Here is a 24,664-nt window from a genome sequence, read left to right on the forward strand (position 1 = left end):
AGGCGGGGGCGTTGGCGCGAAGCCTGCCCCCTCGCCCCAGCCCAGGAGATCGCGTGCCCCGGCCCGACGTGCCCTATCTGCAACCCGTGCCCGATCCGGCCAGCGTCGCGCAGCGCCGCGCGGACGAGGCGCTGATCGTGGATGTGGACGGCTATGAGGGCCCGCTGGACCTGCTGCTGACCATGGCGCGCGCGCAGAAGGTCGACCTGCTGCGCATCCGCGTGCAGGACCTAGCCGACCAGTATCTGGCCTTCGTCGAAAAGGCCCGCGCCCTCAGGATCGAGCTGGCGGCCGATTACCTTGTCATGGCCGCTTGGCTGGCCTTTCTGAAATCGCGCCTGCTGCTGCCCCCCGACCCCGAGGCCGAAGGCCCGTCCGCCGAGGAAATGGCCGACCACCTGGCCTTCCAGCTGGAGCGTCTGGCCGCGATGCGCCATGCGGCGGCCCAGCTGATGGGCCGCGACCGCTTGGGCCAGAGCCGCTTTGCTCGCGGCGCGCCCGATGCGGTGATCCGCAGCCGCCGCACCGAATGGCAGGCCGGGCTGATCGACCTGATGCGCGCCTATGCCCGGCTGAAGACGCGCGACGAATTCCGGCCCTTCGCCTTCGACCGCCAAGGCGTCTGGACAATGGAACAGGCGCTGGATCGGATGCGCGCGCTGATCGGGTTCGCGGGCGACTGGACCGATCTGGCGGTCTTTCTGCCCGATGGCTGGTCCGCCGATCCGCAGCGCCGCCGCAGCGCGACCGCCGCCACCTTTGCCGCCGCCCTGGAGCTGGCCCGTCAGGGCCGGTTGGAGATCCGCCAGGATGACAGCTTTGCCCCCATCCATTACCGCCAGCGACCCGATGACCAGCGCGACTGACTTTCCCCCTCCGCCCCTGGACCAGCAGGCCCGCATGGTCGAGGCGATCCTCTTTGCCGCCACGGCGCCGGTGACGCTGCGCGATCTGGCGGCGCGCATGCCCCATGGCTGCGACCCGGCCGAGGCGCTGGCCCTGCTGCGCCGCCAGTATCAGGGCCGCGGCATCGTGCTGGAACGGATCGGCGACGGCCATGCCTTCCGCACCGCGCCCGACCTGTCCTTCCTGATGCAGGCCGAGGTGGTGGAAAGCCGCCGCCTGTCGCGCGCCGCGATCGAGACCTTGGCCATCATCGCCTATCACCAGCCCGTCACCCGGACCGAGATCGAGGAGGTGCGCGGCGTCGCGCTCAGCCGCGGGACGCTGGACCAGCTGATCGAGATGGGCTGGGTCCGCATGGGCCGCCGCCGCATGACCCCGGGGCGCCCAGCCACCTATGTCGTGACCGAGGCCTTTCTGGACCATTTCGGCCTGGAATCGGCGCGTGACCTGCCGGGGCTGGCGGAATTGCGGGCGGCGGGCCTGCTGGAATCGCGCCCGGCGGGGCAGGGGCTGGGCCTGCCCCTTGCGGCCGAGGGGGCGGAGGACGATATTGAAACCACGGGCCCCGCCGAGGACCTGTTCGAGGATGACTGAAAGGCTGCCCCGATGAACATGAACCAACTGATGTCGATGTTCACCCGCCTGGTCGCGCGGCGCGCGATGAACTGGGGCATCAACAAAGGGATGGACCAGCTGTCGCGCCGCAACGCGCCGCCCGCCGATCCCGACGCCCCCTCGACGCGCCAGCCCAAGCGGGGCAACCGCCAGAACAAGCAGGGGCAGGACCTGGCGCGCAAGATGCGCACCCTGGGCCGCCTGACCCGGCGCTGAGGCTTGTCCTGCCGCCCGCGGCCCGTTAGGGGCTGTGGCGATGGAACAGACCCAATTCGACATCTTTCTGGTGGCCACGCCCGGCCTCGAACAGCCCCTGGCCTGCGAGGCGCGCGGGCTGGGCTGGGATCCGGTGATCCAGCCGGGCGGCGTCACGATCCGCGGCGGTTGGCCGGACGTGTGGCGCGCGAACCTGTCGCTGCGCGGCGCCACGCGGGTGCTGGCGCGGATCGGCGGGTTCCGCGCCATGCATCTGGCCCAGCTGGACAAGCGGGCGCGCAAGTTTCCCTGGGCCGATCTGCTGCGCCCCGATATGCCCCTGCGGGTGGACACGGTCTGCCGCGCCTCGCGCATCTATCACGCGGGCGCGGCCACGCAGCGCATCGCCCGCGCCATCACCGAGGAGCTGGGCGCCCCCCTGGCCGATGACGCGCCCCTGACCGTCAAGGCCCGGATCGAGGATGACCTGGTCACCTTCAGCCTGGATACGACCGGGGAATCGCTGCACAAGCGCGGCCACAAGCAGGCCGTCGCCAAGGCCCCCATGCGCGAGACCATGGCCGCCATGTTCCTGCGCCAGATGGGCTTTGACGGGACGCAGCCGGTGCTGGACCCGATGTGCGGATCGGGCACGTTCGTGATCGAGGCCGCCGAGATCGCCCTGGGCCTGCTGCCGGGCCGCAGCCGCGATTTCGCCTTCCAGCAGCTGGCCAATCACGATGCCGCCGCGCTGGAGGCGCTGCGCCGCCACGCGCCCCGGCCCGCGCCCGCCATCCGCTTTCTGGGCCGCGACCGCGACCCGGGCGCGATCCGCATGTCGCGCGACAATGCCGCCCGCGCGGGCGTGGATGCCGTCACCGATTTTGAACCTGGCCCGATCGAGCAGCTGGAACGCCCCGACGGGCCGCCGGGCATCGTCATCCTGAACCCGCCCTATGGCGCGCGGATCGGCAACAAGGGGCCGCTTTTCGGCCTCTATGCGCAGATGGGCGAGGTCTTCCGCACCCGCTTCGCGGGCTGGCGGATCGGCATCGTGACCTCGGACGGGGGGCTGGCCAAGGCGACGGGCCTGCCATGGCTGCCCGCGGGGCCGATCGTCGCGCATGGCGGGCTGAAGATCCGCCTGTGGCAGACCGCGCCGCTCTAGCGGAACTGCTTGGCCAGCTTCAGGCCCTGACCCTGATAGTTCGACCGGATCCCCTGGCCATAGAGCCGGTCGGGCCGCGCGCCCATCCGTTCATAGACCAGCCGGCCCACGGTCTGGCCGTGCTCCAGGACAAAGGGCGCCTCGTGACAGCGGACCTCCAGAACGCCGCGCGCGCCGCGGCCCTGATCGCCGATCCCGAATCCCGGATCGAAGAATCCCGCGTAATGGACCCGGAATTCCCCCACCATCGCCAGATAGGGGGCCATCTCGGCCGCATAATCGGCGGGGATGGCCACCGATTCCCGGCTGACCAGGATGTAGAAGGCGCCGGGATCCAGGATCAGCCGGCCGTCGCGGGTGCGCAGCTCGTCCCAGAACTCGGTCGCGTCATAGGCGCCGATCCGGTCCAGGTCGATCACCCCGCTATGGGGGCGGGCACGATAGCCGACCAGATCGCCATCCCGCGGGCGCAGATCGACGGAAAAGCCCAGGCCTTGGTCGATCAGCGCGGGCGCGCCGCCGACCAGCGGCTGGCTGTCATGCAGCGCCCGCAGCGCCGCATCGTCCAGCACTGCCTGTCCTTGGCGCAGCCGCAGCTGGTTCAGGCGCATGCCCGGGCGGACCAGCACGGAAAAGCTGCGCGGGCAGATCTCGGCGTAGAGGGGGCCGTCATAGCCCTCGGGCAGGCGGTCGAATTCGGTGCCGTCATCGGTGACCAGCCGCGTCAGCAGGTCCAGGCGCCCGGTCGAGGATTTGGCATTGGCCACCGCCGTCATCCCCGGCGGCAGCGCGATGCGTTCGGCCAAGGGCACCAGATAGACGCAGCCCCGTTCCAGGACCGCGCCCCCATCCAGCGCCATGCGATGCATGCAGAAATCGTCCAGCCGGTCGGATATCCGCCGCCCCCGCCCGGCCAGAAAGCTGGCGCGCAGGCGATAGGCGGTGTCGCCCAAGCGCAGGTCCAGGCTGGCGGGCTGGATCTGTTCCTCGGTCACGGGGATGTCGGATCGGATCACGCCGCGCGCGATCAGGTCCCTGATCCGGCTGTCGGGCAGAACGCCATTCGTCATGATGAACCCCGATTGTGTCGGCGGATAAGGGAAACGCCCATCCTTGGAAAAGGATGGGCGTTTTCGGAATGGTCGGGCCGGCGAGATTCGAACTCGCGGCCTTCCGCCCCCCAGACGGACGCGCTAACCAGGCTGCGCCACGGCCCGACACGCGTCGTATAGTGCGATCCGGCGACCGAGCACAAGGGCCGAGAGGCGGAAATCTTTGGCAAAATGCACGATGCCGCGACAGGGGGTGTCAGGGCAGGTCCAGCATCGCATGGGCCAGCCGCAGAAGGGCAGGACGAGCGGCCGGACCGCCCTGCGTGCCGCGCAGCAGCCGCGCGAAACCGGTCAGACGGCCCAGCCAGTCGCGCGCCGATATCTCGGCCGCGGCGGGCTGGGGCAGCGATTCGGGGGCGGGGCCGGGAAAGGGCGGCGCCTCGGGCGGCGGCGCGTGGTCCGGGCGGTCGCCCGACAGCAGCCGCGCGCCCCGGTCGCGCACCGCGGCACCGCGATCGGCGGCGATCATCTTGCGCGCGCCCCGGATCGTCATGCCGTCATCGCGCAGCAGGGCGCAGATGCCCGCGGCCAGCGTGACATCATCGGGGCGGTAATAGCGGCGCCCGTCGGGCCGCTTCATCGGGCTGAGCGCCAGGAACTGGGTTTCCCAATATCGCAGCACATGGGGCGCGACGCCGATCATCCTGGCGGTTTCGCCGATGGAACGGAATGCCTCGGCCCCCTTGGCCATCGCTTACTTGCGGTTTCCCGCGGCCACGCGATCCTTCATCAGATGCGAGGGGCGGAAGGACAGCACGCGGCGCGGGGTGATGGGCACCTCCTCGCCGGTCTTGGGGTTGCGGCCGATGCGTTCGTTCTTGTCCCGGACCGAGAACGTCCCGAAGGACGAGATCTTGACCTGTTCCCCGCGCACCAGCGCGTCCGAGATATGGTCCAGCACGCTTTCCACGAGCTGCGCGGATTCGTGACGCGACAGCCCGACATCGCGGAACACCGCCTCGGCCAGGTCCATCCGCGTCAAGGTCTTGTCGCCCATGGTCGATCCTCTTGGAATGGGAAAAGGATGGTTCGGATTCGTCGCCCTGTCAACGGATCGGGCGGGGAAATCGTTCCCCGCCCGTGACTTGTCCGTGATGATTTGAGCGTCAGCCCGCGCAGGCCTCGATCTCGGCCAGGTCGGGACTGTCGGGCGTGCGGCCCAGATCGAAGGGCGCCGAGGCGCTGCGCCAGGTCGAATAATCCTCCAGATAGCCGATCATGCTGGCATAGACGCGGGCGCTGTCGGCATTTTCGCAGGCGACCTCGACGATGGTCTCGTTGGCCAGTTCCTGGATGCGGGCCAAGGTCTCGTCATCCATGCGGGTGATCTCGATCCCGGCTTCCTCGAACTGGCGATAGGCCTCGTTCGCGCGGCGTTCGGTGAAGGACAGCGACCACAGCATGGTGGCGTCGGCGGCTATCTTCAGCCGTTCCTGGGTCTGTTCGTCCAGCGCGTCCCAGCTGTTCTTGTTGATCATCACCCCGAAGACCGACGAGGACTGGTGCCAGCCCGGCGTCGCCCAGTATTGCGTCACCTGGTGGAAGCCGCCCGAGTAATCCACGTTGGGGGTCGAGAATTCCGCCCCGTCGATCACGCCGCGTTCCAGCGACTGATAGATCTCGCCCCCGGCCATGCTGACCTGGTTGCCGCCCAGTTTCTCCAGCAACCGGCCCTGTTCCAGGCCCGACAGGCGCAGGCGCAGGCCCTGCAGGTCGTCGGTGGTGCGGATCGGCTGGCTGACGGTGCGGAAGCCCGATTCGTTGTTGGTCACGCCATAGGGCAGATAGACCATGCCGAACTGGCCGTAGATCTCGTTATAGATGTCGGCCCCGCCCCATTCCTGGATCCAGTTCACGTAATCCACGGCGTTGAACAGGCTGGCCGTGGTGGCCAGGGGCGAAAAGGCCGGGTTGCGGCCCGCCCAGTATCCCGGCCAGTCGGCGCCGGCCTGGATCGTGCCCGATTCCACGGCGCCGAAGACCTCGCCGGCGGGGACCAGGCTGCCGCCTTCATAGAATTCGATGGACAGCGTCTCGGGATCGACCAGCTTGCCGACCATGTCGACCCAGTAGCGGTCGATCTCGATCAGCTCCAGGCTGGAGGGCCAGGTCGAGGTCATGGTCCAGTTCTCGGCCATGGCCGGTCCGGCGGCGGCCATCGCAAGGGCGGCGGTGGTCAGCAGATGTTTCATCGGGTCTCCTCCGTTTGGAATTGTCAGCCGTAGAGTGCCAGGGGAAGCCAGGTCACCAAGGCCGGGAACAGGATCATCGCCGCGCACATCATCAGCACCATGACGATGAAGGGCAGCACGCCGATGATGATGTCGGTCGTGGTCACATGCGGCGGCGATATCGCCCGCATGTAGAAGAGCGCGTATCCGAAGGGCGGCGACAGAAAGCTGGTCTGCAGCACCACGGCCATCAGGATCACGAACCACAGCGGGTCCACGCCCATCTCGTTCACCAAGGGCAGGAAGATCGGGAAGGACAGCAGCACGATCCCGGTCCAGTCCAGGAACATCCCCAGGATGAACACCACCAGCAGCATCACCGCGATCAGCGTATAGGGATCGTCGGCCAGCCCGCGGATCAGGTCCTGGCTGGCGCGCAGGCCCCCGGTGATGTTGAAGACCCCGGTGAAGGCCGTGGCGCCCACCACGATGAAGAGGATCATGGCAGAGGTGCGGCCCGTCTCCAGCAGGGCGGAATAGAAGGTCCGCCACTGGAACCGGCCGCGCGCGATCACGATCAGCAGGGCCAGGGCCGCGCCGATCGCGCTGGCCTCGGTCGCGGTGGCGATGCCCGCCAGCAGCGAGCCCAGAATTCCCAGGATCAGGATCAGCGGCGGGACGGCCTCGACGATCAGCATCTTCCACATGGCGCCGCGGCTGATCTGTTCGGATTCCGCGATGCGCGGGGCCCATTCGGGCTTCAGCCAGGCGATGATGACGACATAGATCGCATACATCACCCCCAGCAGCAGGCCGGGTATCATCGCCCCGGCGAAAAGCTGTCCCACCGACAGGCCGGGCGCATAGGAGGCCATCAGGATCAGCATGATCGAGGGCGGGATCAGGATGCCCAGGCACCCCGAGGCCCCGATCAGCCCCGTGGCCAGCCGCTTGTCATATCCGTATTGCAGCATCGGGCGCAGCGCCATCATCCCCATCACGGTGATCGACGCGCCGATGATCCCCGTCGTCGCCGCCAGCAGGATCGAGATGAACACCACCGCCAGCCCCAGCCCGCCCGAGACGCGGCTCATCAGGTGGCGCAGCGCCTCGAACATGCGGTCGGTCACGCCGCTGTCGGACAGGAACCGCGCCATCAGCACGAAGAGCGGGATCGCGATCAGGACGTAATTGTCCAGCACGTCGCCGAAGATGCGGTTGATGACGATGCCCAAGACCTGGGGCCGGTCGGCGATGAAGGCGCCCAGAACCGCCGTGCCGCCCAGCACGAAGGCCAGCGGATGCCCCATGAACAGGCCTAGCAGCAGCAGGCCCGACATCACCAGGGCGATCATTTCACCCGACATGGCGCGGCTCCTCGCGGTTCAGGACCAGCTTCAGCGCCTCGGAGACCCCTTGGATCAGCAGTAGGCAGGCGGCGACGAACATCGCCATCTTCAGCGGATAGACGGGCAGGGCCACGGCGCCATAGGTCACCTCGCCCTGCCGCCAGGAGGTCATGGCGAAGGTCCAGCTGCGGTTGGCGAATATCCAGGCGAAGGGAAAGAAGAAGATCACATAGCCCGCCAGGTCCACCCATCGCCGAATGGCGGGCCGCAGCCGCGCCGTCAGCAGGTCCACCCGCACATGCGCCTGATGGCGCAGCGCATAGCCGCCCAGCATGATGAAGTAGAACCCATAGAGCTGCTTGGTGACGTCGAAGGCCCATCGCGTCGGCTGCCCGAAGACATAGCGCATGAACACGTCATAGATGATGATACCGGCAAAAATCAGCGCGACGACCGACAGGATGCGGCCGACGATCTCATTGATGCCGTCGATCAGACGGACGATCGGCAAGATATGAAGCCCTCCCCAGAGCAGCGGGCGCTTATGCTGCACCTGCATCGGGGGGCAGTGTTCAGCAGGGGGGAACCTCTGTCAAGCCACTGGATTTGCAACATTGACACAGCCTTCCCATATGTCGGGAAGGCGACAGAAAGGGCATGACATGGCGGGCGGATGGGCGCGCGACGACGCGGTGAACGACCAGATTGAGGTCTCGACGGCCGAGGCGGTGGCGCGGGCGCGCGCCGCGGCGGCACGGCGGGCGGGGGCGGGGGACAGCGCGCTGACCTGCGCGGAATGCGACGAGCCGATCCCCGAGGCGCGCCGCGCGGCGCAGCCGGGCGTCAAGCTGTGCCTGGCCTGTCAGTCGGGGGTGGACCGCGCCCGCAGGCCCATGGGCGGCATGAACCGCCGGGCCAGCAAGGACGCGCTGCTGAAGTGACCTACCAGCGCAGGACGACCGCGCCCCAGCTGAGGCCACCGCCGATCGCCTCGGTCACGACGACCTGACCGGGGGTGAACCGCCCCTGACCATCCGCGACCGACAGGGCCAGCGGGATGGACGCGGCGGATGTGTTGCCGTGATCGGCCACGGTCAGCACGACCTTGTCCAAGGGCAGGCCCATCTTCTGCGCGGTGGCGGTGATGATGCGCATGTTGGCCTGATGCGGGACCAGCCAATCGACCTGATCGGGGGTCAGCCCCGCCCGGTCCAGCGCGGTATGGGCGGTGCGGGCCAGCTTTTCGACCGCATGGCGGAAGACCAGGTTGCCCTGCATGCGCAGCTGCCCCGCCGTGCCGGTCGAGGACACGCCCCCGTCCACATAGAGCAGTTCGCGATAGCTGCCGTCGCTGTTGAGGTCGCTGGACAGGATGCCGCGATCGTCGCTGGTGCCGGCGCCGTCCTGCGCCTCCAGCACCACGGCGCCGGCGCCGTCGCCGAACAGCACGCAGGTGGACCGGTCGGTCCAGTCCATGATGCGCGAGAAGGTCTCGGCCCCGATGACCAGGATGCGGTCGGCCTGGCCCGCGCGGATCATCGCATCGGCATTGGCCAAGGCAAAGACGAAGCCCGCGCAGACCGCCTGCACGTCGAAGGCGAAGCCGCGCTTGATGCCCAGGCCCGCCTGGACCGTCGTGGCCACGGCCGGAAAGGTGAAATCGGGGGTGGAGGTCGCCAGGATGATCCCGTCGATATCGGCGGGGGTCAGCCCGGCGCGGTCCAGCGCGGCGCGGGCGGCGCGGATGCCCAGATCGCTGGTCATCTGGCCTTCGGCGGCGAAATGCCGACGCTCGATCCCGCTGCGCGAGCGGATCCATTCGTCGGTCGTGTCCAGACGGCCCTCGAACCAGCTGTTCTCGACCACGCGTTCGGGCAGGTAATGTCCGGTGCCCCGGATGACGGCGCGACGGGTCATGCGCCGCCCTCGGCGGTGGCGGCGGCGGTGCCTTGGGCCACGCGGGCGGCCAGCCGGTCCTGGAACCCCGACTGCGCCAGGGTGAAGGCCAGCTTGATCGCCGCCGATACCCCGGTCGCATCGGCCGAGCCGTGGGATTTCACCACGGTGCCGTTCAGGCCCAGGAAGATGCCGCCGTTCACGCGGCGCGGATCGATGCGCTTTTGCAGGCGCTTCAACGAGGTCATGGCCAGGATGGCCGCAAATTTCGACATGATGGAATTCGAGAAGGCGTCCTTGAGGAAATCGCCGACCAGCTTGGCCGTGCCTTCGCCGGTCTTCAAGGCGACATTCCCGGTAAAGCCGTCCGTCACGATCACATCGACGCGCGCCGAGGGCAGATCGCCCCCCTCGACAAAGCCGATATAGTCGAAGCTGCCATTGGCGGCCTTCTCGATCATCTCATGGGCCTGCTTCAGTTCGGCGCGGCCCTTGTGTTCCTCGGTGCCGACATTCAGCAGCCCGACGCGCGGCCGTTCCAGCCCTAGACCGTTGCGGGCATAGGATGCCCCCATCAGCGCATATTGCAGCAGGTCATGCGCGTCGGCGCGGATATCGGCGCCCACGTCCAGCATGATGTTGAACCCCTGGGGATTGCGCGACGGCCACAGGCAGGCGATGGCCGGCCGGTTCACGCCCGGCAGCTTGCGCAGCCGCATCATCGACAGCGCCATCAGCGCGCCGGTATTCCCGCAGGAGACCGCGACCTGCGCCTCGCCCTGCTTGACGGATTCCAGCGCCGACCACATCGAGGTGCCTTCGCCCTTGCGCAGCACCTGGCTGGGCTTGTCGTCCATGGTCACCGTGCCCGCCGCATGGCGGATGTCGCACCGGCCCGCCAGCGACCTGCGCCGCGCGATCAGGCCGGACAGCACGGATTCGTCGCCATGGACGATGAACCGGATCTCCGGGTTCTTCTCGGCGCTCTCGGCCATGCCGGCAACCACGACCGCAGGGCCGCGATCGCCGCCCATCGCGTCGATCGAAATGACCACGCCGACCCCGGTATCGGGGTCGCGCGGCGCCGGATTGGTCGCGTGTTCGACAGTCATCAGCAGGCGCCGCGATCCGCGGTCAGGCCGCGTCGTCGTCCAGGTCGATCTCGTTCGCTTTCGCGATCACTTCGCGATCCGCGTAATGGCCGCAGGACGGGCAGACGTGATGCGGGCGCTTCAGCTCGCCGCAGTTCGAGCATTCGTTCGGGTTGCCCGCGACCAGCGCATCATGCGCACGGCGCATGTTGCGCTTGGACCGGGTTACGCGATTCTGAGGGACAGCCATGTCACCACCTCGGTTGTCGGGGTGCCGCCGGGGCGGGCACCGCAGATTTGAATTCGTAAATGAACCGCGCCAATACGCCATGACGACCGGTCCCGCAAGCCCCGAAGGCCCGAGGGCGACCGCAATTCCGCCGCGTTCCCCCCGTGATTGCCCCGGATCGGGCCCGGATGCGCCCCCTTTCGGCCCCGCGGGCGCGGATTTCCCCGCCCCCTGTGGCCCGGCTGCAACGACGGGGGAATCGCCCCCCGGCGGCGCGGCTCAGTCTTCCTTGCGGCCCATCAGCCGGCCCAGATCGGCGAAGGGGCGGCGCGTGTCGGCCGGGGCCTCATCGGGCGCGGGGGCGTCGGGCAGGGCGGCACCCTCGGCGCGCGGATATTCGGGCAGGGCCAGCGACAGCGCCTCGACCATGATCGCGTCCAGGTCGATGAAGTTGCCCAAGGGCTCCAGCGTCTCGTCCGGCATCTCGACCTCCTCGCCCTCGGGCTGGGACAGATGGGGCGAGAACTGGATGCGCACCGGTTCCGACAGATCGCTGCGCACGGGTTTCAGCGTCACCACGCAAGGCTGGGTGACGCGGGCGGTCAGCGTGGCCGTCAGCAGCCAGCCGTCGCTGCCCTGGGCGCGGATCTCGCCCCGGAAATCCAGCTTGGGCAGGCCGGTCAGTCCCAGCTCGGCCGCCAGCGCCTCGCGCAGGGGGGCGTCGGGGCGCAGGTGAAAGGGCGTCGGCGCGTTGGGGTTCAGATGGGCGACGCGCAGTCGCTGCGGATGGGCGGGTGGGGATGTCATGAGGGGGCCTCGGCGCCTGGCGGATGATCAACTTGAGCAGGGTGGCCGAGTTTGCTAGGCAGGGCGGGCCGCGTCAACCGCCCGCAGGAGGGAACCCGCCCATGTCCGCCATCAGAAGCCTGATGACACTGGCGTTTCTGGCCGTCCTCGGGCTTGCCGCCTGTTCGCCCATCGAACGCAATCACGGCTATGTGCCGTCGAACCTGGAACTGGCGCAGGTGGTGCCGGGCCAGACGACGGTCGACGACCTGCCGGGCCTGATCGGCCGCCCCTCGGCGCAGGGGCTTCTGACGGGGTCGGGCTGGTATTACGTCGGATCGCGCTGGAGCCGCCTTGGCGCCGCCGCCCCGCGCGAGATCGATCGCCAGGTCGTGGCGATCTCCTTCGCGCCGAACGGGGTGGTCAGCAATGTCGAACGCTTCGGGCTGGAACGCGGGCGGGTGGTCACCCTGTCGCGCCGCATCACCGATGGCAGCGTGACCGAGATCAGCCTGGTCCGCCAGATCCTGGGCAACCTGGGCAACTTCCAGGCCGGCGACTTCATCGAATAGGGCCCGCGCGGTTCAGACCGCGCGGATCAGCTCGCCCGCCAGCCGGTGCAGCTGGTCGCGATGCCCGGTCCGGCCCGATGGCAGGTCGGGATCCGATGTCATCGCGATGGCGGTCGCGCGCTGGCGCCCGGTGGCGGGAAAGACATAGATCATCTGCCCGCCATAGCCCCAGCCATAGCGCACCTGGCGCCCGCCCAGCTGGCCGATGAACCAGCCATAGCCGTATCCCTGGCCGCTGAAGATGCTGGCCGTGCGCGGCTGCCAGCTGTCGCGGATCCAGCCCTGCGGCACGACCTGCCGCCCGCCCGCGCGCCCGTCCCGGGCATAGGTCGCCCCGAAGGCCAGCAGGGACCGGGTGCTCATCGCCATCTGGTTGCCGCCCAGATAGATGCCCTGCGGATCGCGGTCCCATCCGGTGATGCGGAAACCCGGGATCGGACCCAGCCAGTCGCGCGCCACCTGCATCAAGGGCCGCCCCGTCACCCGCGTCAGGATCGCCGCGACCAGATGGGTCGATGCGGTCGAATACTGCATCCGCGTGCCCGGATCCTGGGTGAAGGGCGCGGCCAGGGCGGCGCGCACCCAGTTGCGGCTGCTGACCCACCGGCCGTAATTGCTGCCCGACTGACGCTCCAGCCCCGCCTGCATGGACAGCAGATGCCCAAGCGTGATGCGGTTCATCCGCGGATCGGGATCGGGCGGCAGGTCGGATCGCAGCAGCGGCGCGATGGGCTGGTCGGCGCCCTGCAGCAGGCCGCGCGCGATGGCGATGCCGGCCAAGGCCGAGATGACCGATTTCGATGCCGACTTGATGTTCGTCGGGCTGTCGGGGCCAAAGCCATGATAGCCTTGGGCCGCGATCTCGGACCCCTCGGCGCCGTCATCGCGCCAGATGGCGATGGCGCGCAGGGGCTCCATGCCGCGGGCCTGGCTCAACAGGGGGGTCAGGCCGGTGCGGGCCAGGGCCGGTGCTGCCAGCAGGGGCAGGGCGGCGGCGGTCAGGATGAGGCTGCGTCTTTTCATGCAGACAATATGCCGCGTCGCGCCGCGCAGGGGCAATCACGCTTGCGTGCGCGCGGTGTGGCAATTAGGGCAGGGCGAACCGACCCCGCCGCGAAAGGCCCCGCCATGAGCGCCCTGGACGATCTTGCCCCCATCCCCTTTCACGAGGCCGACGCCCCGCAGCGTGCCCGCATGATGTCGCGCCTGGCCGATACGGAGCTGTCGGTCGCGCTGCGCGACGACCCGCAGGGCGACCGCGTGGCCCTGCGCATCTTCGAGATCGAGGGTGCCCCCACGGCGCTGGCCTGCGACGCCGAGGATCGGCTGGCCGGGTTCTTCGGCCAGCCCACGCCCTATGCCGCGATGCCGGGCCGGGTCCTGGCCGCGATGCTGCGCAGCGAAGGGGCGGGGCTGCTGGTCAATCCGGGCCATCCCTCGCAGATGCTGCTGGATGCAGCGATGCTGGATTGGCTGACCGGCGCCCTGGCCGCCACCCCGGAGGAGGCGCAGGCCCGCCTGCGCCTGTCCGCCCCCCGCCCGGAGGTGGTCACGGCGCTGTCCGATCCGCTGGCCGAACGGCTGGCCGACATGCGCGGGCTGATCGCGGGGGCGGCGCTGGTGGGGACCGGCCCGGATCAGGGGCATCTGCTGCTGATCGCGGGCGCCCCCGCCGATCGCCAGCCCGCCATCGCCAAGGCCTTGGCCGAGGCGCTGGCCTTCCTGCCCCCGCAGCGCGGCGGCGTGGATATCAGCTTTGCCGAGACCCCGCCGCCCCCCGGCGCCCTGTTCTTCGACCTGTCGCTGCCGCAGGACGACCCCGCACCCGCCCCCAAAGGCCCCCCCATCCTGCGCTGAGGTCCCTGCGCGGTTGCGCCGCCTTTGTCAAACTGCGACACATTCCCCATGAACCTGCGTCACAAGGCCTTGGCCGTCCATCTTCTGACCGCATCGGGTGCGGTCCTGTCCATGCTGGCCATGCTGGCCGCGGTCGAGGGGGAATGGGCGCTGATGTTCCTGTGGCTGGTGGTAGCCTTCGTTGTGGACGGCATCGACGGCCCCTTGGCGCGCCGCTACGAGGTCAAGAAGAACTGGCCCGCCTATGACGGCGTGCTGATGGACCTGATCATCGACTATCTGACCTATGTCTTCATCCCGGCCTTCGCGCTGTTCCAGTCGGGGCTGCTGTCGGGCTGGACGGGCTGGGTCGCGATCATCGTCATCGTCTTTACCAGCGTCGTCTATTTCGCCGATACCCGCATGAAGACGCGCGACAATTCCTTTGCGGGCTTTCCGGGCTGCTGGAACATGGTGATCCTGGTCCTGTTCGCGGTCGAGCCGCATTGGACCGTCATCCTGCTGATCGTCATCGCGCTGAGCGCGGCGCAGTTCACCAACATCAAGTTCATCCACCCGGTCCGGACCGAGCGCTGGCGGGCGGTGTCGCTGCCGGTGGCGCTGGCTTGGGTGCTGTTCGCGGGCTGGGCGGCCTGGGTCGATTTCCATCCCGAAAGCTGGGCGATCTGGGGCCTGGTCGCGACCTCGGTCTGGCTGCTTTTCGCGGGGGCGGCGCAGCAGATGCTGCCGCGCCCCAAGCGGCGGCGGCCGCTCTAGCGGCGGGCGGCGGCGCGCAGATCGAAGATCCCGAAGCCCGCCACCACCAGAAAGCACAGCGCCGGGACGACATAGGACAGCGCCGCGCCATGGGCGTCCAGCACCGCGCCCTGGACCAGCGGCATGACCGCGCCCCCCAGGATCGCCATGACCAGCCCCGCCGCGCCGAACTTGGTGTCCTGGCCCAGGCCGTGCAGCGCGATGCCGTAGATGGTGGGAAACATCAGCGACAGGCAGGCCGACAGCGCGACCACCGCCCAGACCCCGGCCAGCCCCGGCACCCCCGCCGCGAACAGCGCCAGCCCCGCCCCCGCGACCGCCATCGCCGCCAGCAACAGCGCCGGGCGGATCACCACCATCGCCCCCACCATCGCGAAACGCGCCACCAGAAACAGGATCAGGCTGGCCTGCAGATACCAGCCCGCCTGCGCCTCGGTCCCGCCCAAGGCGGCCAGGACATAGGGGATGGTGAAGGTCCAGACGCAGGTCTGGGCGGCCACGTTGAAGAATTGCGCCGTCACGCCGAAGACGTAATGCCGGTTGCCCGCCAGACGGCGCAGCGTGGCGCGGAAGTCCATGGGCGCGGTCTCGGCCTGGCGCTCGGCGCGGGTGGGCATGGGGATCAGCGCGATCGCGACCCAGATCGCAACCAGCACGAAGGCAAAGCCCACATAGGGGGTCATGACCGCCTGCAGCTCGGCCGCCTGGACGGCGCGCAGGGCGTCGGGGGCCATTGCGGCGCGGTCCGCGGCCCCGGCCACGTTCAGCTGCGGCAGGATCAGCGTCGCGGCCAGAAAGACCCCGATATTCGTGCCCACCGGGTTGAAGGCCTGGGCCAGGTTCAGCCGCCGCGTACCGTTCGCCTCGGGCCCCATCGCCATGACGAAGGGGTTGGCCGAGGTCTCCAGGATCGACAGACCCCCCGCCAGCAGGAACAGCGCCAGCAGGAAGAACCCGAAGGTCATCGCCTGCGCCGCCGGATAGAAGAGGAACGCCCCCAGGATCGCGCAGCCCAGCCCCGTCAGCATCCCGGTCCGGTAGGACCAGCGCCGGTTGATGAAGGCCGCCGGCAGGGCCAGCAGGAAATAGGCCCCGTAATAGGCCGATTGCACCAGCGAGGCCTGCAGCGTGGACATCGAAAAGATGCGCGAGAAGACCTGCACCAGCGGGTCGGTCATGTTCGCGGCGATCCCCCAGGCCGCAAAGCAGGTCACCAGCAGCGCGAAGGGCAGGCTCATGCCGGGATGGACGAAGGGGGGCTTGGTCATGGGTTTCCTCTTCTGCGGGTCGTGCGGGCTTCTGGCACAGGCGCGCGCGGGCGGAAACCGGGAATGGCGGGGGCGTCGGCCGCCCCCGCCGGGTTCGTCAGTCGTATTTGCGGATCTGGCCCGATTTCAGGCGCGCCAGATAGCCGTTCATCTCGGTCTTGACGATCGGCATCAGCAGATAGAGCGCGATGATGTTGACCACCGCCATCGCGAAGATCGCCGCATCCGAGAAGTCGATGACCGAATCAAAGCCCGATGCCGCCCCGATCACCACGAAGACGCAGAACAGGATCTTGAAGATCAGCTCCTTCGTCTGGCCCTCGCCAAAGAGGAAGGTCCAGGCCTTCAGCCCGTAATAGCTCCACGAGATCATGGTCGAGAAGGCGAAGAGCACGACCGCCAGGACCAGGACATAGCCGAACCAGCCGAAGGCGCTGCTGAACGCATCCGAGGTCAGCGCCACGCCGGTATTGCCGGTCACGGTCTGGATATGGGTGCCCGCCTCGTTCAGCACGAAGAGGCCGGTGGTCGGGTCGCTGATCAGCTGGCCGGTGATGATGATGACCAGCGCGGTCATGGTGCAGATCACGACCGTGTCGATGAAGGGCTCCAGCAGGGACACGAAGCCTTCGGTTGTGGGCTCCTTGGTGCGGACCGCGCTGTGGGCGATGGCGGCGGACCCCACCCCCGCCTCGTTCGAGAAGGCGGCCCGGCGGAAGCCCTGGATCAGCGCACCGATCATGCCGCCGACCACGCCGTCATTGGTGAAGGCGCCGACGAAGATCTGGGTGAAGGCCGTGCCGATCATGGTGTAGTTCATGACGATGATGATCAGCGCCGTGCCGACATAGATCGCGGCCATGAAGGGCACGACCTTCTCGGTCACGCTGGCGATGGATTTCAGCCCGCCCACGATGACCAGGAAGACGATGACCGCCATGATCACGCCGGTGATCCAGCCCGGATAGGCGCCCACGACATTGGTGATCTGGGCATGGGCCTGGTTGGCCTGGAACATGTTGCCGCCGCCGAAGCTGCCCAGGATGCAGAAGATCGCGAACAGCACCGCCAGCAGCTTGCCGCCCGGCAGGCCGCGTTCCTTGAAGCCCTTGACCATGTAATACATCGGCCCGCCCGAGACGGTGCCATCCGCATATTCGTTGCGGTATTTGACGCCGAGCGTGCATTCGGTGAACTTGGACGCCATGCCCAGCAGGCCCGCCAGGATCATCCAGAAGGTCGCGCCCGGCCCGCCGATGCTGATGGCCACCGCGACGCCCGCGATGTTGCCCAGGCCCACCGTGCCCGACAGGGCGGTGGTCAGGGCCTGGAAATGGCTGACCTCGCCCGCGTCGTTGGGGTCGGAATAATCGCCCCGCACCAGCGCGATGGAATGAAAGAAGGCGCGGAACTGGATGAATCCGAAATAGATGGTGAAGACCGTGGCCCCCACCACCAGCCAGGCGACGATCCACGGAAAGCTCGTGCCCGGAAAGTTCGAGAAGATGATCGACACGAACCAGCCGGTCGTGGCGGCGAAGAACCCGTCGATCGCGGTGTCCAGCCCCTGGGCGCGCGCCGGCAGCGTGGCCAGCAGCGTCATCAGCGCCGCCAGGGGCAGGGCGCGCAGGGTTGCCTGTCTGATTGTCATTGTCCTGTCCCTTCCGGTCACGGCACGATGGTCACGGGCACCGGCGCGACCTGCGCCAGCGTGGCCGCGACCGATCCGAAGATGCGCGAGGCAAAGCCCGAATCGCCCATCCGGCCGATGAAGATCATCTCGGCCTTTTCGTCCCGCGCGATGCGGCACAGGGTTTCGGCGATATGGCCGTAGCGCAGCGTGGTCGAGACGGCGATGCCGGCCTTCTCGACCCGGGCGACCACGGGGGTCAGGATGGCGGCCTCGGCGCGCTGCAGTTCCTCGGTCCGGCGGCGGTGGCGTTCCTCGACCTCGCTCGGGGTCAGGAAGCTGTAGGGCGACCATTCCAGGACATGCGCGATCAGCAGGTGATCGCCTTGGCCCCGCGCATTGGCGATGGCCAGGTCCAAGGCCCGCATCGAGGCATCGCTGCCGTCGAAGCCGACGACGATCTTGCGTGGCATTCGTGCCCTCCCTCTGTGTGTTGGTTGGTTGTCGTTTCTTGATTGAGTGCGGAAAGGATAGGCAGGGATCGGGACGGGAACCAGCGGAAATGTGACGATACATTCGCCCTGCCGGGAATTCGCGCAGGGATCTCGCGCCGGGGCTTCGTGACGCTGCGTGACAATCGGGGCTTTTCAAGTCGGATCAAGGGCGGCATAGTCCACCCCATGACCCGGATGCATCATATTCCTGCCGCCCCGACCGCGCCCCGCGGCGCGTGCCTGGCCGTGAACCTCCGCGGTCTGCTGCTTCTTACGCTGCGCTGAGCGGGTCTTCCGGGCCGCCGCTCAGCCAGGTCAGCGCCCGGGCCGAACCCCCACCGCATCCCGTAAGAAAGACGAACCAATGACCGACAACAACCGCGTCGTGATCTTTGACACCACGCTGCGCGACGGCGAACAATCGCCCGGCGCCACCATGTCCCATGCCGAAAAGCTGGAGATCGCCCAGATGCTGGACGAGATGGGCGTGGACGTGATCGAGGCGGGCTTTCCCATCGCCTCCGAGGGCGATTTCGCCGCCGTCAGCGAGATCGCGCGTCAGGCGAAGAACGCCCAGATCTGCGGCCTGGCCCGCGCCCAGATCCCCGATATCGACCGCTGCTGGGAGGCGGTCAAGCACGCGAAGAACCCGCGCATCCACACCTTCATCGGCACCTCGCCGCTGCACCGGGCCATCCCGAACCTGGATCAGGACCAGATGGCGGAACGCATCCACCAGACGGTGACCCATGCGCGCAACCTGTGCGACAATGTGCAATGGTCGCCCATGGACGCGACGCGGACCGAACATGACTATCTGTGCCGGGTGGTCGAGATCGCCATCAAGGCCGGCGCCACCACGATCAACATCCCCGACACGGTGGGATACACCGCGCCGCGCGAAAGCGCCGACCTGATCCGCATGCTGCTGGAGCGTGTTCCGGGCGCGGACCAGATCATCTTTGCCACCCATTGCCATAACGATCTGGGCATGGCGACCGCCAATGCCCTGGCCGCGGTCGAGGCGGGCGCGCGCCAGATCGAATGCACGATCAACGGGTTGGGCGAACGCGCCGGCAATACCGCGCTGGAGGAGGTGGTGATGGCCATGCGCGTGCGCCATGACATCATGCCCTTCGACACGGGCATCGACACGACGAAGATCATCGGCATCTCGCGCCGGGTGGCGGCAGTCTCGGGCTTTCCGGTCCAGTTCAACAAGGCGATCGTGGGCAAGAACGCCTTTCTGCACGAATCCGGCATCCATCAGGACGGCGTGCTGAAGAATGTCGAGACCTTCGAGATCATGCGCCCCGCCGATATCGGCCTGAACGAGACCAACATCGCCATGGGCAAGCATTCGGGCCGCGCGGCGCTGCGCGCCAAGCTGGCCGATCTGGGATATGAGCTGGGGGACAACCAGCTGAAGGACGTCTTCGTGCGCTTCAAGGCCTTGGCCGACCGCAAGAAGGAGGTCTATGACGAGGATATCGTCGCCCTCATGCAGGACAGCGCCGCCAATACCGGCGACGATCACCTGCAGGTGAAACATCTGCGCGTGATCTGCGGCAGCGACGGGCAGTCGGCCGAACTGACCATGATCGTGGACGGCCAGGAACATCGGGTCGAGGCCACCGGCGACGGGCCGGTCGATGCCTGCTTCAACGCGGTCAAGCAGATCTTTCCGCATCAGGCGCGGCTGAAGCTGTATCAGGTCCATGCCGTGACCGAGGGCACCGACGCCCAGGCCACCGTCAGCGTCCGGATGGAGGAGGACGGCCGCATCGTGAACGGGCAGGCCGCCGATACCGACACGATCCTGGCCTCGGTCAAGGCCTATGTCGGCGCGCTGAACCACCTGATCATGCGCCGCGCGCAGGCCGGGCGCGACGACAAGCAGATCAGCATGTATTCGCACTGATCCGTGACGCGCGGGAAGTCGCTTTCGCGGCGTCCCGCGCGCATCGGGGCTTTCGCGGTGGGGCGGGGGGCCTTATACGGGGCCTCGCCGGGACAGGCGATTCAGGGCTTCACGCCCCATCACGACATCAGAACAGGGCAGGCCGGAAAAACCGGCGCGAAAGGATACGGGCATGGCATTCGGCGGTTTGTTTTCGACCGACATCGCAATCGACCTCGGGACGGCGAACACGCTGGTCTATGTCAAGGGCAAGGGCATCATCCTGAACGAGCCTTCGGTTGTGGCCTATCACGTCAAGGACGGCAAGCGGCAGGTCCTGGCCGTGGGCGAGGACGCCAAGCTGATGCTGGGCCGCACCCCCGGCTCCATCGAGGCCATCCGCCCGATGCGCGAAGGCGTCATCGCCGATTTCGACAGCGCCGAACAGATGATCAAGCATTTCATCAAGAAGGCCTTCAAGCGCACGACCTTCTCCAAGCCCAAGATCATCGTCTGCGTGCCCCATGGCGCGACGCCCGTCGAAAAACGCGCCATCCGCCAGTCGGTCCTGTCCGCCGGCGCCCGCAAGGCCGGCCTGATCGCCGAACCCATCGCCGCGGCAATCGGCGCGGGCATGCCCATCACCGAGCCCACCGGCAGCATGGTCGTCGATATCGGCGGCGGCACGACCGAGGTCGCGGTCCTGTCCTTGGGCGATGTGGTCTATGCCCGGTCCGTCCGCATCGGCGGCGACCGCATGGACGAGGCGATCATCAACTATCTGCGCCGCAACCAGAACATGCTGATCGGGGAATCCACCGCCGAACGCATCAAGACCAGCATCGGCACCGCGCGGATGCCCGATGACGGGCGCGGCGCGACCCTGATGGTGCGCGGCCGTGACCTCTTGAACGGCATCCCCAAGGAGATCGAGATCAGCCAGGCCATGGTCGCCGAAGCCTTGGCCGAGCCGGTCCAGTCCATCTGCGAGGCCGTGATGGTCGCGCTGGAGGCCACCCCCCCGGACCTGGCCGCCGACATCGTCGATCGCGGCGTGATGCTGACCGGCGGCGGCGCCATGCTGGGCGAGCTGGACCTGGCGCTGCGCGAACAGACGGGCCTGTCGATCAGCCTGGCCGACCAGCCGATGAGCTGCGTCGCCCTGGGCACCGGCAAGGCGCTGGAATTCGAGAAGCAGCTGCGCCACGTCATCGACTACGACAGCTGATCCTGACGCGGAGGGCGCCAGAATGGCGCGCAAGGGCCCCGATTTCGCAACCCCGGTGCGGCGCGTTCTGATCGCCGTGCTGGCGCTGCTGCTGCTGGCGCTGTTCCTGTTCTGGCGCATCGACAGCCCGCGGGCCGAGATGATGCGCACCGCCATGATCGACCGCATCGTGCCGCGCTTCGAATGGGCGCTGGTGCCGGTGACCCGCGTGACCCAGATGGTCGCGGGCTTTCAGAGCTATGCCCGCATCTATGAACAGAACCAGGAGCTGCGCCGCGAATTGCAGCGCATGTCCGCCTGGAAGGAGGCCGCCGTCCAGCTGGAGCAGGAGAACTCCAAGCTGCTGGCCCAGAACAATGTCCGCATCGATCCGGCGCTAACCAGCGTGACCGGCGTGGTGATGGTCGACAGCGGTTCGGCCTTTCGCCAGTCGGTCCTGCTGAATGTCGGCCGCCGCGACGGCATCGTCGAGGGCTGGGCCACGATGGACGGGCTGGGGCTGGTCGGGCGGATCTCCGGGGTGGGGAACCGGACCAGCCGGGTGGTGCTGCTGACCGATCCGTCCTCGCGCCTGCCGGTGACGGTCCAGCCCACGGGCGAACGCGCGCTGCTGACCGGGGACAACACGGCCCTGCCGCTGCTGGAATTCGTGGAATCGGGCGACAATGTGCGGCCGGGCGACCGGGTCATCACCTCGGGCGACGGCGGGGTGTTCCCGCCGGGCCTGCTGGTGGGGCAGGTGGCCCAAGGCAGCGACGGGCGCATGCGCCTGCGCATGGCCGCCGATTACGAACGCCTGGATTTCCTGCGCGTGCTGCGCAGCCACCCGGCCGAGGCCGTGGTCGACGGCGCCGCCGTCATCCGCAGCGGCCCCGAGGGCGCCTTCGGCCCCCAGCTGCCCGCGGACCCCGCGCAGCTGAGCGAGGCCCAGGACGCGGATGCCGCGCCATGATCGGTCTGCCCTCGCGCGCCTTCGTGACCGGCACGCTGCTGTTTCTGGGCTGCGTCTGGCTGCTGCTGTTCATCCGCCTGCTGCCCCTGTCGCGCGGCGTGACGGGCTGGCCGGGCCCGGATCTGGCCGTGCCGCTGATCCTGGCCTGGGTCCTGCGCCGCCCCGATCAGCTGGCCGCGCCGGTCATCGTGCTGGCCCTGCTGGTCGAGGATCTGCTGCTGATGCGCCCCTTGGGCCTGTGGACCGCCATCGTGCTGCTGGGGTCCGAGGCCGCACGTCTGCGCGAGCCCCGTTGGCGCGACCAGCCTTTCATGGTTGAATGGCTGCGCGTGGGGATCCTGATCGGCGTGATGATGCTGGCCTATCGCTTCGTGCAGGTGCTGTTCCTGCTGCCGGTGGCGGCCTTGGGGCAGGTGATCCTGCAATATCTGGCGACGGTGGCGGCCTATCCCGCGGTGGTCTTCGGGGCGCGCTGGCTGATCGGCCTGCGTCGCCCGCCGCGCCGCGACGCCGTCTAGAGGTCCGGGGACAGGGGACAGGTCATGAAGAAGACCCAACGCGAGATCATGGACAGCAGCCGCCAGATCACCCGGCGCGGGCTGATGCTGGTGGGCGTGCAGCTGGCCACCGTGACGACGCTGGCGCTGAAGATGCGGTCGATGCAGCTGGACCATGCCGAACAGTACCGCATGCTGGCCGACGGCAATTCGATCAAGATCCGCCTGCTGCCGCCATCCCGCGGGCTGATCCTGGACCGCAGCGGCATCGTCATCGCCAGCAACGAACAGAATTACCGCGTCACCCTGACCCGCGAGGAGGCGGGCGGCGCGGTCGAGCCGGTGCTGCGCCGCCTGTCCCAGCTGATCCCCCTGTCCGAGGCCCGCATCGAGGAGCTGATGGAGGAGTTCTCGCGCCGCTCGGCCATCACGCCGATCGTGCTGGCCGACCGGCTCAGCTGGGAACAGTTCAGCGCCATCGCCGTCAACGCGCCCTCGCTGCCCGGGGTGACGCCGGAATCGGCCCTGTCGCGGCATTACCCGCGCCGGGGCGATTTCGCCCATGTCATGGGCTATGTCGGCCCGGTCAGCGATTACGACCTGTCGCGGATCGAGGATCCAGACCCGGTCCTGCGCCTGCCCGATTTCCAGCTGGGCAAGATCGGCGTCGAGGGCCGGCTGGAGGAGGCGCTGCGCGGCAAGGCTGGCGCCCGCCGGGTCGAGGTGAACAGCCAGGGCCGCGAGATGCGCCAGCTGTCCCGGCAGGAGGGCGAGCAGGGCGCCACCGTCCAGCTGACCGTGGATGCGGCCCTGCAGAACTATGCGGCCCAGAGGCTGGGCGAGGAAAGCGCCGCCGCCGTCGTCATGGATTGCCATACGGGCGAGCTTCATTCGATCTGCTCCTCGCCCAGCTTCGATCCGAACCTGTTCGTGCGCGGGATCAGCAGCCGGGATTACCGGGCGCTGATGGATCACGACCACCGGCCCTTGGCCGACAAGACGGTGCAGGGGGTCTATCCGCCCGGATCGACCTTCAAGATGGTCACCCTGATGGCCGGGCTGGAGGCCGGGGTCATCAATGCGGGCACCCGCTATTTCTGCCCCGGCTATACCGAGCTGGGCGGCCGGCGCATTCACTGCTGGCGCCGCGGCGGCCACGGATCGGTCGACGCGATCAAGAGCCTCGAGGAAAGCTGCGACGTCTATTATTACGAACTGGCGCAGCGGGTGGGCATCGACCGCATCGCCATCATGGCGCGCAAGCTGGGCCTGGGCGTGCGGCACGACCTGCCCATGTCCGCGGTGGCCGAAGGCATCGCGCCCGACCGCGAATGGAAGATGAACCGCCACGGCCAGGCCTGGCAGATCGGCGACAGCCTGAACGCCTCGATCGGGCAGGGCTTCGTGCTGGCATCGCCCCTGCAGCTGGCGGTGATGACCGCGCGCATCGCATCCGGGCGCGAGGTCCGGCCCCAGCTGGTCCGGTCCATCGACGGGGTGCGCCAGCCGATCCCGGAATACCCGCCCCTGGACATCAGCGACGCCGCGCTGCGCGTCGCGCGCTTGGGGATGGATGCGGTGATGAACGCCGCGCGCGGCACCGCCCGGTCCTCGCGCATCATCCGCGAGGATTGGCGCGTCGCGGGCAAGACCGGCACCAGCCAGGTCCGCAACATCACCGCCGCCGAACGCGCGCGGGGGGTCATCTCGAACGACCAGCTGCCGTGGAACCGGCGCGACCATGCGCTGTTCGTGGCCTATGCCCCCTATGAGGCGCCGAAATACGCGATCTCGCTGGTGGTGGAACATGGCGGGGGCGGGTCGACCGCCGCCGCGCCGCTGGCCCGCGACATCCTGCTGTTCGCGCTGAACGGGGGGCTGCCGCCGCTGGATGCCGTGCCATCGGACCAGCGCGCCGCGATGGAGGCGCGTCACGAGGCCATGCAGCTGTATCAGCCCGAGGCCCCGCGCCCGGGCCGCAGCCGGGCCTGA

Annotated in this window: 27 protein-coding genes and 1 tRNA gene; 13 read left to right on the forward strand and 15 right to left on the reverse strand. The window is 68.4% G+C overall.

Going from position 1 to position 24,664, the window contains the following annotated elements; all coding sequences use genetic code 11:
• Positions 1-53: 53 nt before the first annotated feature.
• From JHW48_RS02690 to JHW48_RS02705, 4 genes are read left to right on the forward strand one after another with little or no spacing between them, the layout of a single operon-like run.
• Entirely contained in the window at positions 54-866 is an 813-nt protein-coding gene (locus JHW48_RS02690) for a segregation and condensation protein A (protein ID WP_119887068.1), read from the forward strand.
• Positions 850-1,500 carry an SMC-Scp complex subunit ScpB gene (scpB, locus tag JHW48_RS02695; RefSeq protein ID WP_119887067.1) on the forward strand — a complete coding sequence of 217 codons (651 nt, stop codon included), beginning with the start codon at positions 850-852 and terminating at the stop codon, positions 1,498-1,500. Before JHW48_RS02690 ends, scpB begins: the two co-directional genes overlap by 17 nt.
• A 12-nt stretch (positions 1,501-1,512) precedes the next feature.
• A complete protein-coding gene (locus JHW48_RS02700) occupies positions 1,513-1,737 on the forward strand; it encodes a hypothetical protein (RefSeq protein WP_119887066.1) in 225 nt (74 codons plus the stop codon).
• A gap of 40 nt (positions 1,738-1,777) precedes the next feature.
• A complete protein-coding gene (locus JHW48_RS02705) occupies positions 1,778-2,884 on the forward strand; it encodes a THUMP domain-containing class I SAM-dependent RNA methyltransferase (protein WP_119887065.1) in 1,107 nt (368 codons plus the stop codon).
• On the opposite strand, the gene JHW48_RS02710 is transcribed toward JHW48_RS02705, so the two are convergent.
• From JHW48_RS02710 to JHW48_RS02740, 7 genes are all read right to left on the reverse strand, one after another.
• Complete coding sequence (locus JHW48_RS02710) at positions 2,881-3,954, reverse strand: 2'-deoxycytidine 5'-triphosphate deaminase (RefSeq protein WP_119887064.1); 1,074 nt, start codon at positions 3,952-3,954, stop codon at positions 2,881-2,883. The two genes, JHW48_RS02705 and JHW48_RS02710, sit on opposite strands and share 4 nt — an antisense overlap.
• 69 nt (positions 3,955-4,023) lie before the next feature.
• Positions 4,024-4,101: transfer RNA gene (locus JHW48_RS02715), tRNA-Pro, on the reverse strand.
• Positions 4,102-4,192: 91 nt separating this feature from the next.
• Positions 4,193-4,687 carry a MerR family transcriptional regulator gene (locus JHW48_RS02720; RefSeq protein WP_119887063.1) on the reverse strand — a complete coding sequence of 165 codons (495 nt, stop codon included), beginning with the start codon at positions 4,685-4,687 and terminating at the stop codon, positions 4,193-4,195.
• Positions 4,688-4,690: 3 nt separating this feature from the next.
• Positions 4,691-4,993, reverse strand: coding sequence for an integration host factor subunit alpha (ihfA, locus tag JHW48_RS02725; RefSeq protein WP_119887062.1), 303 nt, complete (start codon positions 4,991-4,993; stop codon positions 4,691-4,693).
• A gap of 109 nt (positions 4,994-5,102) precedes the next feature.
• Complete coding sequence (gene dctP, locus JHW48_RS02730; RefSeq protein WP_119887061.1) at positions 5,103-6,188, reverse strand: TRAP transporter substrate-binding protein DctP; 1,086 nt, start codon at positions 6,186-6,188, stop codon at positions 5,103-5,105.
• Between the two features lie 23 nt (positions 6,189-6,211).
• Positions 6,212-7,534 carry a TRAP transporter large permease gene (locus JHW48_RS02735; RefSeq protein ID WP_205961955.1) on the reverse strand — a complete coding sequence of 441 codons (1,323 nt, stop codon included), beginning with the start codon at positions 7,532-7,534 and terminating at the stop codon, positions 6,212-6,214.
• The gene (locus JHW48_RS02740) at positions 7,524-8,027 is read right to left on the reverse strand and encodes a TRAP transporter small permease subunit (protein WP_240637914.1); all 504 of its coding nucleotides are present in this window, start codon (positions 8,025-8,027) and stop codon (positions 7,524-7,526) included. Before JHW48_RS02740 ends, JHW48_RS02735 begins: the two co-directional genes overlap by 11 nt.
• 151 nt (positions 8,028-8,178) lie before the next feature.
• On the opposite strand from JHW48_RS02740, the gene JHW48_RS02745 reads away from it, so the two are divergent.
• Entirely contained in the window at positions 8,179-8,457 is a 279-nt protein-coding gene (locus tag JHW48_RS02745) for a DksA/TraR family C4-type zinc finger protein (RefSeq protein ID WP_119887059.1), read from the forward strand.
• 1 nt (position 8,458) lies between these two features.
• Here the strand turns inward: JHW48_RS02745 and JHW48_RS02750 are convergent, their stop codons facing one another.
• The 4 genes from JHW48_RS02750 to JHW48_RS02765 form a co-directional block, all read right to left on the reverse strand.
• Positions 8,459-9,433 carry a beta-ketoacyl-ACP synthase III gene (locus JHW48_RS02750; RefSeq protein ID WP_119887058.1) on the reverse strand — a complete coding sequence of 325 codons (975 nt, stop codon included), beginning with the start codon at positions 9,431-9,433 and terminating at the stop codon, positions 8,459-8,461.
• A complete protein-coding gene (gene plsX / locus JHW48_RS02755; protein WP_119887057.1) occupies positions 9,430-10,524 on the reverse strand; it encodes a phosphate acyltransferase PlsX in 1,095 nt (364 codons plus the stop codon). The genes JHW48_RS02750 and plsX overlap by 4 nt, the downstream gene beginning before the upstream one ends.
• Before the next feature lie 22 nt (positions 10,525-10,546).
• Positions 10,547-10,753, reverse strand: coding sequence for a 50S ribosomal protein L32 (rpmF, locus tag JHW48_RS02760; protein WP_042251337.1), 207 nt, complete (start codon positions 10,751-10,753; stop codon positions 10,547-10,549).
• 258 nt (positions 10,754-11,011) lie between these two features.
• On the reverse strand, positions 11,012-11,539 hold the full coding sequence (locus JHW48_RS02765; RefSeq protein ID WP_119887056.1) for a YceD family protein: 528 nt from the start codon (positions 11,537-11,539) through the stop codon (positions 11,012-11,014).
• A 101-nt stretch (positions 11,540-11,640) separates the two neighbouring features.
• Here JHW48_RS02765 and JHW48_RS02770 point away from each other — a divergent pair, with 101 nt between their 5' ends.
• The gene (locus tag JHW48_RS02770; protein ID WP_119887055.1) at positions 11,641-12,090 is read left to right on the forward strand and encodes an outer membrane protein assembly factor BamE; all 450 of its coding nucleotides are present in this window, start codon (positions 11,641-11,643) and stop codon (positions 12,088-12,090) included.
• A 12-nt stretch (positions 12,091-12,102) separates the two neighbouring features.
• On the opposite strand, the gene JHW48_RS02775 is transcribed toward JHW48_RS02770, so the two are convergent.
• Positions 12,103-13,113, reverse strand: coding sequence for a serine hydrolase domain-containing protein (locus JHW48_RS02775; RefSeq protein WP_119887070.1), 1,011 nt, complete (start codon positions 13,111-13,113; stop codon positions 12,103-12,105).
• A gap of 105 nt (positions 13,114-13,218) precedes the next feature.
• Between JHW48_RS02775 and JHW48_RS02780 the strand changes: the two genes are divergently transcribed.
• The gene (locus tag JHW48_RS02780) at positions 13,219-13,947 is read left to right on the forward strand and encodes an SseB family protein (RefSeq protein ID WP_272835732.1); all 729 of its coding nucleotides are present in this window, start codon (positions 13,219-13,221) and stop codon (positions 13,945-13,947) included.
• 48 nt (positions 13,948-13,995) lie between these two features.
• Positions 13,996-14,703 carry a CDP-alcohol phosphatidyltransferase family protein gene (locus JHW48_RS02785; protein WP_119887965.1) on the forward strand — a complete coding sequence of 236 codons (708 nt, stop codon included), beginning with the start codon at positions 13,996-13,998 and terminating at the stop codon, positions 14,701-14,703.
• Here JHW48_RS02785 and fucP read toward each other — a convergent pair.
• From fucP to JHW48_RS02800, 3 genes are all read right to left on the reverse strand, one after another.
• Complete coding sequence (gene fucP, locus JHW48_RS02790) at positions 14,700-15,971, reverse strand: L-fucose:H+ symporter permease (RefSeq protein WP_272835733.1); 1,272 nt, start codon at positions 15,969-15,971, stop codon at positions 14,700-14,702. The genes JHW48_RS02785 and fucP overlap by 4 nt on opposite strands.
• Positions 15,972-16,068: 97 nt before the next feature.
• A complete protein-coding gene (locus tag JHW48_RS02795; RefSeq protein ID WP_119886759.1) occupies positions 16,069-17,574 on the reverse strand; it encodes an alanine/glycine:cation symporter family protein in 1,506 nt (501 codons plus the stop codon).
• A 65-nt stretch (positions 17,575-17,639) separates the two neighbouring features.
• On the reverse strand, positions 17,640-18,074 hold the full coding sequence (locus JHW48_RS02800) for a universal stress protein (RefSeq protein WP_119886757.1): 435 nt from the start codon (positions 18,072-18,074) through the stop codon (positions 17,640-17,642).
• Between the two features lie 385 nt (positions 18,075-18,459).
• On the opposite strand from JHW48_RS02800, the gene JHW48_RS02805 reads away from it, so the two are divergent.
• The 5 genes from JHW48_RS02805 (at position 18,460) to mrdA (ending at position 24,664) form a co-directional block, all read left to right on the forward strand.
• Positions 18,460-20,016, forward strand: coding sequence for a 2-isopropylmalate synthase (locus JHW48_RS02805; protein WP_119886756.1), 1,557 nt, complete (start codon positions 18,460-18,462; stop codon positions 20,014-20,016).
• Positions 20,017-20,188: 172 nt separating this feature from the next.
• On the forward strand, positions 20,189-21,223 hold the full coding sequence (locus JHW48_RS02810) for a rod shape-determining protein (RefSeq protein ID WP_119886755.1): 1,035 nt from the start codon (positions 20,189-20,191) through the stop codon (positions 21,221-21,223).
• A 22-nt stretch (positions 21,224-21,245) separates the two neighbouring features.
• On the forward strand, positions 21,246-22,175 hold the full coding sequence (gene mreC / locus JHW48_RS02815; RefSeq protein ID WP_119886754.1) for a rod shape-determining protein MreC: 930 nt from the start codon (positions 21,246-21,248) through the stop codon (positions 22,173-22,175).
• Positions 22,172-22,693 carry a rod shape-determining protein MreD gene (locus JHW48_RS02820; protein WP_119886753.1) on the forward strand — a complete coding sequence of 174 codons (522 nt, stop codon included), beginning with the start codon at positions 22,172-22,174 and terminating at the stop codon, positions 22,691-22,693. Before mreC ends, JHW48_RS02820 begins: the two co-directional genes overlap by 4 nt.
• A 24-nt stretch (positions 22,694-22,717) precedes the next feature.
• Positions 22,718-24,664 carry a penicillin-binding protein 2 gene (mrdA, locus tag JHW48_RS02825; RefSeq protein ID WP_119886752.1) on the forward strand — a complete coding sequence of 649 codons (1,947 nt, stop codon included), beginning with the start codon at positions 22,718-22,720 and terminating at the stop codon, positions 24,662-24,664.

It is taken from the genome of Paracoccus aestuarii (assembly GCF_028553885.1).
Classification (GTDB): Bacteria; Pseudomonadota; Alphaproteobacteria; order Rhodobacterales; family Rhodobacteraceae; genus Paracoccus; species Paracoccus aestuarii.